This is a genomic window from Sulfuricurvum sp., from assembly GCF_049277495.1.
Lineage (GTDB): Bacteria > Campylobacterota > Campylobacteria > Campylobacterales > Sulfurimonadaceae > Sulfuricurvum.
On the sequence record NZ_JBASYM010000066.1, the window covers coordinates 60,167 to 74,679 of the forward strand.

Sequence of the window (14,513 nt, forward strand, 5' to 3'; positions counted from 1 at the left end):
ACTTCTTTTTAATATAATGTCAGTTATTGAAAAACAGTTATTAAAATATGTTGTTTATCATCGAAGGAGAATAAGTGAAAGTTTATAATGCATTGATCGGAAGTTTACTGATAGCATCAAGCGTATATGGCAATGATAGCCCCAGCAGTGAATTCAGCCATTTTGCCGGCGGTATTGTCATGGCCGGCGGTATTACTGCCATTGTGGACCAATATTATCCGGAGTACCGCGCTGAGCGGGGAATGCTCGGTTTCGAAATCAGTTCTTTAGCCATTATCGCGGAACAGAGTGTTGAATTCGCTCTCCACGGGAATGCAAAGGGACAGATGTTGGATGCTGCTTATCATATCGCCGGTTCGGCATTGGGTGCTTATGTAACGGATCAATATATTTTAGCACCTGTCATTCAAGACTCGGCTTCAGAAGGCAAGTATATCGGGTTAGCGCTTCGGCACTCTTTTTAATAAAGAGCCCTAGGGCTGAGAAAAAACTATGCTAACAGGATCTCTACGCGGTTGCGTCCTTTCTTTTTTGCCCGGTAGAGGGCATCATCTACCCTTTTCAAAAGTGTCTTGATATCGTCGTCCGGCTTATAGGTTGTGACTCCGAAGCTTACCGTCAGTTTTCCGACATGGTTGAAGACATGGCTGGTGATCTCCTGACGAAGTTTCTCCGCAGCATTTGCCGCTGCCGTCACATCCGATTGCAGCATTAAAATCATAAACTCCTCGCCGCCCCACCTCGCCATAATATCAACGGAACGCATATGTTTTTTGACGACGGTGGTAAGTGTTCGCAGAACATCATCTCCCACATCATGTCCAAAGGTATCATTGACCCGTTTGAAATAATCAATATCGTACATTATGAGTGACAGCGGCGTTCCATATCTTTTGGCACGTTCGATTTCTAATCCGAGCTGATTATTAAACTCTCTGCGATTGGCGATACCGGTGAGGCTGTCCGTGGTTGCCAGAAGTCTGATTTCCTCATCGGCTCGTATGCGTGCCGTAATATCATGTTCTGTTCCGAAATAACCGTGAAAAATTCCCTCAGTGTCAATTAAAGGTACTCCGTTGGTTTCCAGAATGACTTTATGCCCGTCTTTATGCAAATTCACATTTTTGAGAAAAGAAAAAGCTCTTTGTTCATGGATGATCTGTTGAAAAATTGCGGCTACGCGTTTAGCTTCCTCGGGGGGCATGAAATCGAAAGGGGTTTTTCCATAAACTTCCTGAGGCGTATATCCTAAGAGATCATAGACCTGTTCTCCGGTATAAGTATAAGTGCCATGTTCGTCGACTTGCCATACCAAGTCAGTCGTCAGTTCGGTAATATTACGGAACCGCTGCTCACTTTCTTGCAATCTCAGTTCCATTTGTTTACGCTCGGTAATGTCCTGCCACATTCCAGCAATATAATTTTTTTCCCCGTTTTCTGGGTGTATCAGGCGCAGAGAATTTTGTGCCCATATATAAATACCGTCGGCATTCAGCCAGCGGTATTCGAATGAACGGGTTTCATTTTGAACCAAATGATGGAGTGCACCCAAAATGTTTTCAATATCGTCAGGGTGGATATGTGAAAACCATAAATCTGAATTTTCTATGAAATCTTTGGCATCGTAACCTGTAAAGGAGACGACGTTCGGGGACATATAGGTTACGACAAAATCGCTTTCCGCTTCGCAGAGATAAACGGCGATAGGAAGAGAATCGAGTATGAATGCCAACTCATTCTTAGGCTTATTGCATTCCTCAAAATTCTCTTCTTTCTCCTGAATCATTTCTTTTCTTTGTGATGCAGAATAATCGCAGAGGATAAAAAAAGTGCTGATGATGTTTGTACTCTTCTCATCATTGATGGCATCCTATTTATTAGAATCATTCATGATACTCTTAAACCCCGAGAGTCTGAACACCCAACGGTTCTGGTTTTAAAGAAGGGTTTAACGCCCGCCTTTTCCACCGCCCATGCCGCCACCCATACCAGAGCCGCCGCCCATTCCGCCAGCATTATTCATCTTTTTTTGCGGAGCGTTTTCGGGACGGTTCATAAATTTTTGCTTTTGCTCTTGAGTCATTGTCTGATAACGGCTTTGCAGTTCATTATGCAGCTGCTCACGTTCTCTTTGCTGCATCATGGTTCCCCGTTTTTCCAAAAGCTGATCCGTACTCATATTCCGAAAGGTATTTCGGATTTCATTTTGTGTACGCTCACGCTCTTGCTGCATACTTTGTTGGGTTGTCTGGACACCTGAATCTGCTGCTTGTACAACTGACAATACGGATAAAACAGCGACTGTTGATATGAATGTAGTGAATGTTTTCATGGAAATTCTCCTAGTGTAGAGGGAGAAACGAATGAAGCATTGCACTTCATCTCGTTTCTAATCAAAGGATATACCTTAGTGGACTTTTACCGCCGAAGTTTTATTCGTCGTGAGCAGTTTGGATGGCCAGACGGATAGATTCGGCTGCTGCTGCCATTTCTGCATCGGTTGCTTGAACACCCGTAGACGGATTGACCGGATTTTGAACTCCTAAGATAATGTTCATTGCAGTGACGGTATCTGTAGTGACAATTTTTGTCTTATCCGATGCACTTGCTAAAAAGATAGCTGCCTGTACAAAAGCCGAACCGCCTCCGATCGCAGGGATAGAACCGTCTCTTAGAAGTGCTTGATAGAGCGCAAGACTTTGAGTCGGTGAATCAACACGTACAATCGATGTCGTATTGCTTGCATAGATAGCATCTGCCGCTTCTGTTAGCGTTTTCAGATACAAAGACCAGTCTGTAACAGTATTAAGGGCTTCTGCTAATGCTTGATCGCGAACATGCTGAGGTGCGCGTGCAACATTTAAACGGCCATAATCACCTTCAGGGATCCCTTCCGATGCCCATACCGGTTTACCGCCGTCTCTGCCGCCTGAGCCATATTTTGGCCCTTTTCCTTCACTTGTTTCATCCGGCTCCCCCTGACCTTTGAAAACAGAGCTGTCTTTCCCATGACCTTCAGAACCTTTTCCTGCATGTCCTTTTTCTGAACCGCCTTTTGTTCCTTTATGTCCGGTTGAACCTTCATGACTTTCTTCTGCAAACGCATTGGTTGCAAAACCATTAAAGTGCATAGATGCCGGCATAATTAATGCGGCGGCTACTACAAAACTACCTGCCGTGAAAACTTTCGTAATGAAAGATGATTGTGTTGCCATTGACAACTCCTTTGATGTAGATTTATTCTTAAATTCTACAACCGGCGTATGAGATTCTTATGAGGTTTTTTTTATTTTTTTTTATTTTTTTTGAAAACGATTACGTCTTTTGTGAAGTGAAAGAGGGGAGAAAAAGTTAAGTGCACAATAGGATTTCAAAACGCATTAAGCGTTTTGAAAAGCGTTAGAAGTGGTAGCCCAAGCCAAAGCGGAACATGCTCTCGTCATTATCGTACGTTACGACATCGGGAGATGCTGATCCTGTTGTAAAGCTATAAGCGTCATAGTTGGTATAACTGTAATCCATGCGCATAAAGAGGGATTTGTTGAATGGGACTTCGGTACCGAGTCCGACGCGGCTTCCCATAACGGTATTGTCCTGATCGACCCAGTTGTTACCGCCTGCGCTTCCTTTAAAATACTCAGAATTAAACTTGGTCTCGACACGGCCGATGCGTCCATAAACCATCGAACCGTTTTTCAGCACATATCCCAATCGGAGACTTTCACCGAATCCGCCTTTTTTGTGGACGTAATAATCACGCCCGCCTGTTGCACCGGGTGTTTGGCGGTCATGATGCCATCCGAATGTACTTGCTTCGGCTTCGAGTTCTGCACCGAGATACCACTGTCCGAACGTTTGACCATACCCGAGGAATGCACCGCCGGTAAATCCGTCTTGCCCAAAATCGGCATTGAGAATGGTTCCGTCACCGTGAAGAGAATGGATTTCGCTGTTGAGCGGCCCATGTCCTATCATCGCGCCGACATAGAGTCCATCGAGATAAACCGGATCGATTGAAACGGTTTTATCGGCGGTATCGCTGCCGCCGAAATTCCATCCGAGACCGAGTTTAAAGGTGCCGCCCGTGATGTCGGCAGAATCATTGCGGAGAATGGTCCCTACATCGTTGGCAACCGGTATAGAGTAGGTTTTATAATTTGTATACGCATAATCCATGCGCATAAAGAGGTTGTCTCCCATTGGAATATCGGTACCCAGTCCGAGACGGAAACCATCCATCGTTTTGTCTTGGTCTACCGTATAAACGACACCGTCGACAGACGTTCCGGATTCATCAACGGCTTGGATATAGTTGTTGAACTTGGTACGTGCCCAACCTAAACGGCCATATAATAATGCCCCGTTATCGAGCATATATCCCGGACGAACGGAGAGAGAAAATCCGTTGTTCTGAGCGATAGTAAAGAGTGTATCTCCGATATGATCATGGGAGAGTTCGGTGTTGCTGTGATCAAATTCCGCTTCTGCCCCGAAATAGAAATGTTTGTCGAGCATCTGCCCATACCCTGCAAAGAGACCGGAGATGATCCCTGTTTCGGCAAACTCGCCATTGTCGTAATTGAGAGGATTCCCGGTCCAAGGATCGCGCAGTCCGGCGGTCGCCGCATTCAGACTGTTGACTCCCAAGGTTGCTCCGGCATAAAAGCCGGTGAGGGTATTTCTAAACGGCTCAGCAAATAATGACCAGCTAGGATAGGTAAATGTCGGTGTTGCAGGCTGTGCCCGTGTTCCAAAATCCGTTCCGAGGGTTACGTAGATGAGATTATTATCATAGTCTGCATAGTTGACGGGAGCAATGTAATCCGGGCTTTGTGACATAGCGGTTGAGGTACGTTTGCGGTATTGATAATTGGCCGCCGTATAAACGGCATTGGAGAGATAATATTTTGCTCCGACGCCTGCTCCGGTATAGATATCGGTTCGATCGATATCATTGTATTTGCTCCATTGGCGTGTCAGTGATGCGTTGAGTGAAAGATCGCGAGAGAGATTATGGTTGACTCTTCCGGTTAAAGCGGTGTTGATAAATCCGGATGAATTGAGTACCGTTGTCTCTTCCAGCGAACGGGAAAGATCAAGTGACAGGGTTGTCCATGGGGCGGTTTTGTATTTGACGTTCAGGCCGTAATCGGTTGCGTCAACATTGTCGAAGAGGGGGTCATCATAATAATGGCGGATGCGACCGATATAGGCTTCGCCCGAGAGAATATCGGAGGGTTTATAGGACATTCCTACTGCGGCGTTATAGCCGCTTGAATTGCGATTGTTACGCAGCGGATCAGTGGTGTCGTACTGTCTGTGGTCATTTGCCCCTTGAACAAATAGTTTTACGGTATCGGATGCAGTGTAGGTCACGCGCCCTCCAACCAAGGACTCTTTGCGGTCACGGTAGTCATTGGAATAGGTGCCGCCCCCGACGAGAGGAGTATCTTCGAAATTCAGTTTGGTCGCCGAAGCTCCCAACCGTACGGCTAGGCGGTCTGTGAGGGCATGATAGATACCGATGTTTCCGCTGAGATCCGTATAGCGGGTCGGATTTGCCAATGCCGATGTCTGCTCGACTTCAAGGGCATCGGGAGAGGAACGGTCTTCATGATTACGCGAAAGATGTACGCCGCCGTATACATTGGTGGATGAGGTCAGATCAATGCGCCCCTTCCCATATACCCATGAATCATTCGTATTCTCCGTTGTAAAACGGTGATACCGGTTCAGGTCAACTCCGCTTCCTAATTCTAAGTAATGGCGGTCAAAGTTGGATTTCATACGTATTTCCGGAGTGGTTGTCAAAAGTACATCCGACACTTCATTTTTACGGGAGGCATAGATGTTGTCATCATACATCACGGTAGCGGATAACTCCGGAAAAAGGAGAAAGCTTCCCCATGGGATTCCTCCCTTGGCATCTTCCTTCTGAACACCGTGCTGAACTTCCTGAACAGGATTTTCAGGTCTTGGGGGGGTAAGTGCCGGAACGATACCGCTTTGGACGGCGGTACCTGCTTGACTGCCTTGCTGTGCTTGACTTTTTGTCTGTTCACTTGGGGCTGCTATCGAATTTGTCGCTAAAAGAAGCGCCGCAGCGATAGAAATATTATAACTCATAGTAGCAATGGATCGGGTCATTTAGAATCCTTGATAATTATTCGAAGATAATTCTATTAATGCTAAATGAGATTTTTATGATATTAATTAGGAAAGAAAAAAAATGTTTAATGTTAGTTTGAATTCATTTTATAACCGATAGAACTGACATTTGTGAAAAGTTCTCTATAGGTTTTTTTCCGAATACTGCGTACCAGAGTGCGCAGAGCATCCATACTCATGGACGAGCCTTGCCATACGTAGTTTTCTATTGTTTCATAGGGTATGATCTTCCCTTTGTTTTGTAAATAAAGTTCTAGGAGAAGAGACTCTTTTTTCGATAATTGTATGGAATCTTTTTGGGGTCTATTAATTATTTTGTTGATCGGGTCATAGCCCAAATGATTGGATAAATTCTGAGGAATTGGTGACTGCTCAAGAATTCTTTTTAGGGATATTTTAAGAGCCTCTTCTAACTCATGCTTGCGGATCGGCTTTGTTAAATAACGGGTGATTTCCAGATTGATCGTTTCGAACAAAATTTCTTTACCTGCATGTGAAGCCGCGATGATTACGGGTATTTGGGCATCTTTTTGCCGGAGATGGCGGAGCGGCTCCAGACCGTTTTTATCAAGTGTATGATAATCAATCAATGCCAAATCCACGTGTTTTGTTTGTAAAAGCGCGCATGCGGTATCCGGTGAATCGGCATTTAAAATATTGAATCCGCTTTTGCGCACCAGTGGAATGTTTTTTTGGTGGCTGTTCTTGTCATCGTACATATATAAAAGGGTCATTTCATTGATCTTTATCATTGCCGGACATTCTCTTTTGAACAAAATTCATTGAGTTATTTTATTGTTCAGAAATTATATTTTTATGAGAACCTCTGAGAAATTCAGCAGGAATTGCTGTTGAATTTGAAGAAACGCTACAGATGCATTTTATATCCGATACCGTTGTTGTTCTCAACAATATCCTTATACGTTTTTTTACGAAGGGTATGGACCAGTGTACGGAGCGCATCCATACTCATAAAAGCCTCTTGCCAAACGAATATCGCTATGACATCATAGGGGATGATCTGATTTTTATTTTTTATGAGCAGTTCGAGAAACAGGTACTCTTTTTTGGATAATTGATGGTTCGTCCCATCCGGATGATTAACGATTTTATTGATCGGATCATAACTATATCCATGATTAAGACGGGTAAACGTCAACGGATGGCAGTTGAGCGCTTTTTTGACAGCAGCCTGAAGTGCTTTGAGGAGATCTTCTTCCCCGCAAGGTCTGATCAGATAGCGTGTAATATCGAGATTGATGGCTTCTAAGAGGGTATTTTCATCTGCATGATCCGTTGTGATGATCACGGGAGTCAGTACATCTTTTTCACGAAGACAGCGGATGAATTCTATTCCGCTGTTATTAGCCAGCTGCTGATCAATCAGAAGAATATCGACTTCATTGAGTCTAAAGAGGTCACATCCGTTACCGGTATTATCCGTTTCTAAAATATGCAATCCATTCTCACGCATAAGCTGCGTCTCTTTTTTTCGGATTGAAGGATCTTGCTCAATATAGAGAACGGTCAAATTTTGTGAGGTAAACATACTTGATACCATTTGTCCTCTATTTCTGATAGCAAAAAAACTAGCATTGAATAAGATAAAATTGAGAGTTAAGATAGGACATTGAATTTCTCCAGAATTCTTTAATAAATAGATGAATCATTTTAATGAAAAAAAATGAGAAATAAATTGTATGCCAATAGGATAATCAGGCGAATCTTACAAAATTTAAAATGAGAAAAAAATGATAATTATAAATTAAGACAGGGAATAGTGACGGCTGCTAAATATTGATTTTATAGCCGATCGCATTGTTGTTGGTGATAATGTCAGGGTAGGTTTTTTTCCGGACAGCACGTATTAAAGTACGCAATGCATCAATGCTCATGGTGGAGTTTTCCCAAAGCGTAGACTCAATCATTTTATATGGGACGATTTTACGATTGTTTTCTAAAAGAAGTTCGAGAAGCTGGTACTCTTTTTGGGTCAACTGCGCCGTTGTTCCGTCCGGGCGGTTTACCGATTTGTTAATCTTGTCGTAGCTGAATCCGTGATGTAAATTGACGAAAGTCTTTTTATCGCCGATAGGGATCTTTTTGATCGTTGACTCAAGCGCATCCATTAACTTAAAAGTATCAATCGGTTTGATTAAACACCGGCTGATGTCAAGATTGATGGCTTCGAGTAAAATCTCCTGATCATTCTTGTCCGTTGTGATAATTACGGGAATCGAAATCTCCATATAGCGAAGCTGGCGGATAAAATCCAGCCCGTTTTCCCCCGGCAGAGGAAGGTCAAGAATGATGATGTCAAACTGATGAATCTGATAGAACTCATATGCTCTTGCCGTATTGTCCGCAGTCAGGACGTGCAGTCCGTTTTTACGCATAAAAGCAGCCTCGATCTCTCGAAGCTGAAAATCGTGATTGATATATAGAAGGGAGATATTCTGATATGTAAACATATGTATCTCTCTCCCTTTTGTTACTGTTTTTTGGATGTTATTCAATAGTTTTTTATAAATTTTAGCCTTGCATCCATTATTGGAATTGTGTACAAAGCAAATATTGTTAATCATAACAACTTATAATAAGGATATAATAATAATTACATGAGTTTTAAATGATATTATTTTGTTGTGCGGAAAAAAGGCGATTTTTTTTATTGTATAAAATTATAATATAACTGATTAAAATATTATGTGTTATAAGAATTTGTGAAAGTCTTTTGCAAAAGATGGAGTATTGATTATAAATTATATTGATTGATTAATAGATATAATTTTATATCTGATTATTTATAGTGATTCACGCTATACTATAGTTTATTCACCCCCCCCCACTTCTTATTTTAAGAGCTAGAGTATTTTAGAAACGCGGAGAATAGACTTATACGAGGATAATTTTATGCGGAGACTTGAGAACTTAACTCTTTTATACATTGAAAATGATCTTGTATATCGATCAAAAAATAGTGCCTTGCTGCGTAAAAACGGAATGAAAGTTATCGAAACCGATACGACTGTCGGTGCCCGGAATTTATTAAACAATACGGTCGATTTGATTCTGATCGATTTGAATCTGCATAAAAACGACAGAATGGATTTTATACGGTTTCTCCGGGAAAAAGAGGTGGAAATCCCTATTATTATTACCGCCAATTGCAGTGACAAAGAGATATTGCTCGAAGCGATTAATCTGGATACCAGCTACTATTTGATCAAACCTTTTGATGATTCCCAATTACTTATAGCGCTCCAGTTTGCTGCCAGAAAATTATCCAACAACGCATTGCTTCCACATATCGATTTATTGAACGGTTACAGCTATGACTCGATCAACAAATCGGTCAACCGTCCGGACGGTTCAACGGTACAGCTGACCCAAAAAGAATATCTTCTGTTTGACCTTTTTTTGAAGAACAAACGAAAATGCATCACGTACGAAGTCATACGAAATTATATAGGGAACGGAAATGGTATGAGTATCGATGCGTTGCGTACTTTAATACGTGCAATACGGATCAAAACTTATCCGGAACTGATCAGCAACCATAGCGGCCTCGGCTACAGAGTTGATATTTAGGGGGAACAATCCCGATCTTTTCCGAAAATACAACGGCCGTTAAGAATTAATTTACGGATGAGAAAGAAGAGGGCTATGGCGATTAAAATGCCGCTGATTGCTGCATGCGGAATAAGCCCATGGGCATAAAATGAGAACGTGGCCACACAAAAAACGATTGTTAAAAGAAAACACATCAGAATGCAATCATTCTGTTTTTTCTTTGATATAGTCAGCACTTTCGTCAATCTTTTTTGCAGTCCAGTCTTTTGCATCGGATGAGTCTTCTTTTATACCGCTCCATGTGGCAGAACATCCTGTCGAGAATAAGACTAAAGAAATTAATGCCAATAGTGTCGTTTTCATCGTTTTCCTTCTTTTTTTCATCATTTGAAAATTGTATCGCAAGAGTATGAATGAATAGTGGGAAAAATAAGCAAAATTAAAGAGAAAAAGTGTGATTCATATCCCATAAATGAGCTGTTTCTTGTATAATTAGACGTATACAGTATATAAAAATATACTAAATATTTATTTTAGTGTTATTATTTCAGATATATTTTATAAGTCCTTTTGGATTAACTGAATTAAAATCGTTGGATGCATCCGTTTCTATTCACCTGAGTTTCATTTTTTTGATTGGTAGAGTGCTCATGACAAATAAAACAACCTATACAAAAATTGCGGCAAAAATCATCTTTGTCACGATGCTGGTCACTCTTCTCTTCGCGTATGTCTATAGCGAGTATATGAAAAAAGAGGCTATCGCAAACCTTGCGCATATTGATGCTAAAAAAACAAGTATGCTCGTTTTTGAAACCCTTTACTCGGCGATGCAGCGCGGCTGGAATAAAGATGACCTGCGGGAGATCATCGGCCGATTGAACAGCGTTGATGAGAACATGAAGGTGGATGTCTACCGAAGCGAATTAGTGGCGCAGCGTTTCGGAGAAATAGAAAAAGACAAAATCCTCAGAGAGGCAAGCCCCGATATCGCAAAGGCGATGAAAGGCGAGGAGATACTCAATATATCCGATGCTGATTCGATTAAGTATTATTATCCGGTTGTCGCACAAGAGACGTGTCTGAAATGCCATACCAATGTGCACCCCGGAGATATTCTCGGAGTCATCGATGTTTCCTATCCGATTGATGACCTTAAGGTCTCCCTCACCGATATGATCAACTTTTTTATCCTTTTTATCGTTATTTTTTCCCTTATTATTTATATGGCCATCTTTATAGAGCTGAAGCAGTATTTGATCAAGCCTATCAAAAATTTTACCAATGCGATCATCAATATTACCTCGTCGCATGATATGAAAAAACGGGTAGAAGTAAACGATAATATCGAAGAGATCGATTCGATCAAAGACGTCTTTAACAGTATGCTCGATTCCATAGAACATCAATTTTATTTTGACAACCTGACAGGATTGGAAAATAGACGAAGGCTGACGGAGAAACTCGAAGAAGGGCGGAACCTCTTTCTGATGATCATTAATATAGACGGATTCCAGGAGATTAACGACCTTTACGGCGATCAGGCCGGAGATGAGATTTTAAAAGAGTTCGCGCAATTTTTAAAAGAGATCATGCCGGAAAAAGAAGGGCTCTATCGCCTCCATTCCGATGAATTCGCCCATATATGCAGCAGAGGGATGGATATGCATGAGTTTAAGATTTTCGCCTCGATGCTGAGTGAGCAAATTTCACAAAAAAGTTTTGATATCAGCGGAAACAGCGAGGTGAGTCTGAGTGCGACCCTGGGGATATCCTATGGTAAAGATTTATTGTTGGTCAATGCCGATATTGCTCTTAAACTGGCTAAAAAAACAAAGAAGAATTTTTTAATTTATGATGACACGATGGCGATGGTCAAAGAGTATGAGAAAAACTTCGAGTGGACAAAACGTTTAAAAAAAGCGATCGAAGAAGATCGGATCGTACCCGTTTTTCAACCGATAGTAGATACGAAAACACAGCAAGTCGTGAAATATGAAGCGTTGATGCGAATGATTGATAATCAAGGATCTTACATCGCTCCTATCCATTTTCTCGAACTTGCCAAAAAGAACAAACTCTATCATCAGCTGACAAAGATTATGATTGAAAAAACATTCAAACGGTTTGAAAACTTGCCATATTTGGTATCGATCAATATTTCAGTCGAAGATATTTTAAACAAAGAGATCTATAATTTTATTCTCAAAAAATTGGGTGAGAGCGGGATCGGTCAAAAGATAATCTTTGAGATTATCGAATCCGAAGGGATCGAAAATTTCGATCAAGTTTTAGAGTTTATTGAAAGTGTCAAAAAATATGGGGCAAAAATTTCAATCGATGATTTCGGAACAGGGTACTCGAATTTTGAATACCTTATGAAATTAAAAGTCGATTACATCAAAATCGACGGCTCAATGATCAAAAATATCGATACGGACAAAAGTTCTCAGATGATTACCAAAACGATCGTAGATTTTGCAAAAAATATGAATATTCTGACGGTTGCGGAGTTTGTCCATTCGAAAAATGTTGCAGAAAAAGTCAGAGAGCTTGAAGTCGATTATTCGCAAGGATACTATTTCGGAGAACCGGTCGATACGGTTTAATAAACTCCCTTTATGCTTTAAGATTTTTATAGATCAGTTCCAGCAGGTTTGAGAGTTCTTTTCTCTGCTCGCTGCTGGTTCCGCTCAAAGCCTTTTCGGTAACGTTTTCTCCCATTTCAACCAAAGCATCTTTAAGCTTCTTTCCCTCAGGGGTGATCGTGATGAGATAGGCCCGTCGGTCATTCTCTTTTGAGGTTCGCTTGACCAGCCCTTTTTCCTCCAGTTTGTTAAGCATCAACGTAAGATTGGATTGTTCAAAATAGGTGTCTTGCGCCAGTTCTTTTTGGGTCAGGGCATCTTGCTCGCAGAGTCTGATTAAAATAACACGGTGGGCATAGGAAATACCGTAGGGCTTTAGTTCTTTGTCAAATTCATTCTTCAGGGCATTGCGTGCTTTGGCAATAAGAAAAGCGATCGAATTGTCGGATTCAAAACTCATAGAAAACCTTATTGGGAGATTATACTGGTATCAAGAGCATTATCCCCAAACGGGTGCTAATGCTCGGATGGATAAAGAGTGCGGCAGAGATTATGACTTGAATTGTCCGAGTTTGCTTTTCAGACCGTCGGTAAGCCCGTATAAATGCTCCGCCGCGCTTGCGATCTCTTCGACACTTCGCGCATTGCTTGCGGTCAAATCATTGATTTTAGAAATCGATGCAACGAGTTTGACCGAGTCATCTGCAATTTTTATGGAATTGTCCGCATTGCTTGCCACACTTTCGATAGAGTGATTCATGGCGCTGACGGTTTCTACGACAACCTCTTCAACACTTGCGGATACTCCGACCAGACGTTCGATATTTTTGGCATTTACCCCCATTTGTTCGGATGAATCATTAATGGACTGGACAATGATATTAATGGTCGCATTGATTTCCGTGAGACTTTTTTGAGTCCGCTCTGCAAGCTTGCGCACTTCATCAGCGACGACGGCAAATCCTCGTCCGTGTTCGCCCGCACGAGCCGCTTCGATAGCGGCGTTAAGTGCGAGAAGGTTGGTTTGATCCGCAATGTCGCTGATAACGACCAAAATCATTTTGACTTGGGCCGCTTCGCTGCTCATCTCTTCGAGTTTGCTTGCCAGTGCCGTTTCCGATTCACTGGCCAGGCTCACATCTTCTCTTAGTGACTGGATGTCTTTGAGCATCTCATTTAATCTGTCTCCGGCAACCTTGATACCGTTTTTTGTCTCTTCGGAAATAGCGGCAGTGGATTCGATAAAACTTTTAATTTCATGAATCTCATCGATGGTGTCTTGGACAATGTTCATACTCGCCTCGGCATTTTTACCGATTTGCAAACTTGTGGCACTGAGTTCGCTGGAAACCGTTGCATTTTCATCTGCGGCATATTTTGCCTCTTTGATAGTGTGCTCTAGAGCCTCTAAAAGAGTATTAAAGCTGTCAATGATCGTTTTAATTTCATCCTTTTTCGTGTAGACTAATCGGATTTTCAAATCTTTGGTATCGATAAAGTTTTTAATCTTTGTCTCAAGAAAATGGATGGAGTCTCTTACGGAAGACATGACCACATAGCTGATCAGGAAGACAAACGCCAGTGCGAGTACAAAACAGATGGCGAGATAGGTACCGACCGATTTGGATTTGCTTTTACTGAGCTCGACTGCACTGAGGGCGATCTCCTCCAAGCTTTTTTGTAATTCGGTGCCGGTAGCAACGAGTGAGCTTAGATCGATTTTATTTCTTTCCATCACATCCGTAGCGGTAATGACGGGAGCCTTTTCTTCGAAGTCCGCACGGTATTTTTCCGTTAATGCGATGGCCTCGTCACATTTCTTTTTATTGACATCGAGAGAGAGTTTCTCTTTGAGATCGGCGATAGTCTGTTTGTTGCCCTCAAGACTGTTTTGTACTTTTGCCAAGGTATCCTGATTCGGGTTTTTTAAAAACTGATACACCGATATCCGAGTCAGCAAAAAGTCGCTTTCAATGACTTTTGCTTCTGAAGCGCGATCCAGTGCCCTTTCCGCAGCAGCATTGGCGTTACTATAAATAAGGTATGTGACAATAAATACAATTGTCAACGTGAGAGGAATGATAAAAAGCTTTGTCTTGATGGTCAGGTTGTTCACAGGATGCCTTTGAGTGGTTATTCTTTTAGATAATAAGTCATAAATTATTATAATATTATTAATTTTGC

Annotated in this window: 13 protein-coding genes; 3 read left to right on the forward strand and 10 right to left on the reverse strand. The window is 41.8% G+C overall.

Going from position 1 to position 14,513, the window contains the following annotated elements; all coding sequences use genetic code 11:
* The first annotated feature begins 74 nt into the window (after positions 1-74).
* Positions 75-464, forward strand: coding sequence for a hypothetical protein (locus tag WAO38_RS11330; RefSeq protein ID WP_422237173.1), 390 nt, complete (start codon positions 75-77; stop codon positions 462-464).
* Positions 465-490: 26 nt separating this feature from the next.
* Here WAO38_RS11330 and WAO38_RS11335 read toward each other — a convergent pair whose 3' ends face one another.
* The 7 genes from WAO38_RS11335 to WAO38_RS11365 all read right to left on the reverse strand — a co-directional run bounded on the left by WAO38_RS11335 (position 491) and on the right by WAO38_RS11365 (position 8,639).
* Positions 491-1,786 (reverse strand): sensor domain-containing diguanylate cyclase, encoded by a 1,296-nt coding sequence (locus WAO38_RS11335; protein WP_422237174.1) that lies wholly within the window; start codon positions 1,784-1,786, stop codon positions 491-493.
* Positions 1,787-1,948: 162 nt separating this feature from the next.
* Positions 1,949-2,332 carry a hypothetical protein gene (locus WAO38_RS11340; protein ID WP_422237176.1) on the reverse strand — a complete coding sequence of 128 codons (384 nt, stop codon included), beginning with the start codon at positions 2,330-2,332 and terminating at the stop codon, positions 1,949-1,951.
* A gap of 100 nt (positions 2,333-2,432) precedes the next feature.
* Entirely contained in the window at positions 2,433-3,215 is a 783-nt protein-coding gene (locus WAO38_RS11345; protein WP_422237178.1) for a hypothetical protein, read from the reverse strand.
* Positions 3,216-3,399: 184 nt separating this feature from the next.
* Positions 3,400-6,147: an outer membrane beta-barrel protein gene (locus WAO38_RS11350; RefSeq protein ID WP_422237180.1), complete on the reverse strand. Its 2,748-nt coding sequence runs from the start codon at positions 6,145-6,147 to the stop codon at positions 3,400-3,402.
* 92 nt (positions 6,148-6,239) lie between these two features.
* Positions 6,240-6,920, reverse strand: coding sequence for a response regulator transcription factor (locus WAO38_RS11355; protein ID WP_422237182.1), 681 nt, complete (start codon positions 6,918-6,920; stop codon positions 6,240-6,242).
* A gap of 116 nt (positions 6,921-7,036) precedes the next feature.
* Positions 7,037-7,717, reverse strand: coding sequence for a response regulator transcription factor (locus tag WAO38_RS11360; RefSeq protein WP_422237184.1), 681 nt, complete (start codon positions 7,715-7,717; stop codon positions 7,037-7,039).
* A 241-nt stretch (positions 7,718-7,958) separates the two neighbouring features.
* Positions 7,959-8,639 carry a response regulator transcription factor gene (locus tag WAO38_RS11365; protein WP_422237186.1) on the reverse strand — a complete coding sequence of 227 codons (681 nt, stop codon included), beginning with the start codon at positions 8,637-8,639 and terminating at the stop codon, positions 7,959-7,961.
* A gap of 442 nt (positions 8,640-9,081) precedes the next feature.
* Between WAO38_RS11365 and WAO38_RS11370 the strand changes: the two genes are divergently transcribed.
* Positions 9,082-9,759: a response regulator transcription factor gene (locus tag WAO38_RS11370; RefSeq protein WP_422237188.1), complete on the forward strand. Its 678-nt coding sequence runs from the start codon at positions 9,082-9,084 to the stop codon at positions 9,757-9,759.
* Positions 9,760-9,945: 186 nt separating this feature from the next.
* Here the strand turns inward: WAO38_RS11370 and WAO38_RS11375 are convergent, their stop codons facing one another.
* On the reverse strand, positions 9,946-10,104 hold the full coding sequence (locus WAO38_RS11375; RefSeq protein WP_422237190.1) for a hypothetical protein: 159 nt from the start codon (positions 10,102-10,104) through the stop codon (positions 9,946-9,948).
* Positions 10,105-10,391: 287 nt separating this feature from the next.
* On the opposite strand from WAO38_RS11375, the gene WAO38_RS11380 reads away from it, so the two are divergent.
* Positions 10,392-12,350, forward strand: a complete 1,959-nt coding sequence (locus WAO38_RS11380) for an EAL domain-containing protein (RefSeq protein WP_422237192.1) — start codon at positions 10,392-10,394, stop codon at positions 12,348-12,350.
* Between the two features lie 10 nt (positions 12,351-12,360).
* Here the strand turns inward: WAO38_RS11380 and WAO38_RS11385 are convergent, their stop codons facing one another.
* Complete coding sequence (locus WAO38_RS11385) at positions 12,361-12,789, reverse strand: MarR family winged helix-turn-helix transcriptional regulator (protein ID WP_422237194.1); 429 nt, start codon at positions 12,787-12,789, stop codon at positions 12,361-12,363.
* Between the two features lie 90 nt (positions 12,790-12,879).
* On the reverse strand, positions 12,880-14,445 hold the full coding sequence (locus WAO38_RS11390) for a methyl-accepting chemotaxis protein (RefSeq protein WP_422237196.1): 1,566 nt from the start codon (positions 14,443-14,445) through the stop codon (positions 12,880-12,882).
* Between the last annotated feature and the right edge of the window lie 68 nt (positions 14,446-14,513).

Excerpts from the sequence above, each read along its gene's own strand:
- WAO38_RS11335 (WP_422237174.1), bottom strand. The coding sequence starts at position 1,786 with ATGATTCAGGAGAAAGAAGAGAATTTTGAGGAATGCAATAAGCCTAAG.
- WAO38_RS11340 (WP_422237176.1), bottom strand. The coding sequence starts at position 2,332 with ATGAAAACATTCACTACATTCATATCAACAGTCGCTGTTTTATCCGTA.
- WAO38_RS11345 (WP_422237178.1), bottom strand. The coding sequence starts at position 3,215 with ATGGCAACACAATCATCTTTCATTACGAAAGTTTTCACGGCAGGTAGT.
- WAO38_RS11350 (WP_422237180.1), bottom strand. The coding sequence starts at position 6,147 with ATGACCCGATCCATTGCTACTATGAGTTATAATATTTCTATCGCTGCG.
- WAO38_RS11355 (WP_422237182.1), bottom strand. The coding sequence starts at position 6,920 with ATGATAAAGATCAATGAAATGACCCTTTTATATATGTACGATGACAAG.
- WAO38_RS11360 (WP_422237184.1), bottom strand. The coding sequence starts at position 7,717 with ATGTTTACCTCACAAAATTTGACCGTTCTCTATATTGAGCAAGATCCT.
- WAO38_RS11365 (WP_422237186.1), bottom strand. The coding sequence starts at position 8,639 with ATGTTTACATATCAGAATATCTCCCTTCTATATATCAATCACGATTTT.
- WAO38_RS11370 (WP_422237188.1), top strand. The coding sequence starts at position 9,082 with ATGCGGAGACTTGAGAACTTAACTCTTTTATACATTGAAAATGATCTT.
- WAO38_RS11375 (WP_422237190.1), bottom strand. The coding sequence starts at position 10,104 with ATGAAAACGACACTATTGGCATTAATTTCTTTAGTCTTATTCTCGACA.
- WAO38_RS11380 (WP_422237192.1), top strand. The coding sequence starts at position 10,392 with ATGACAAATAAAACAACCTATACAAAAATTGCGGCAAAAATCATCTTT.
- WAO38_RS11385 (WP_422237194.1), bottom strand. The coding sequence starts at position 12,789 with ATGAGTTTTGAATCCGACAATTCGATCGCTTTTCTTATTGCCAAAGCA.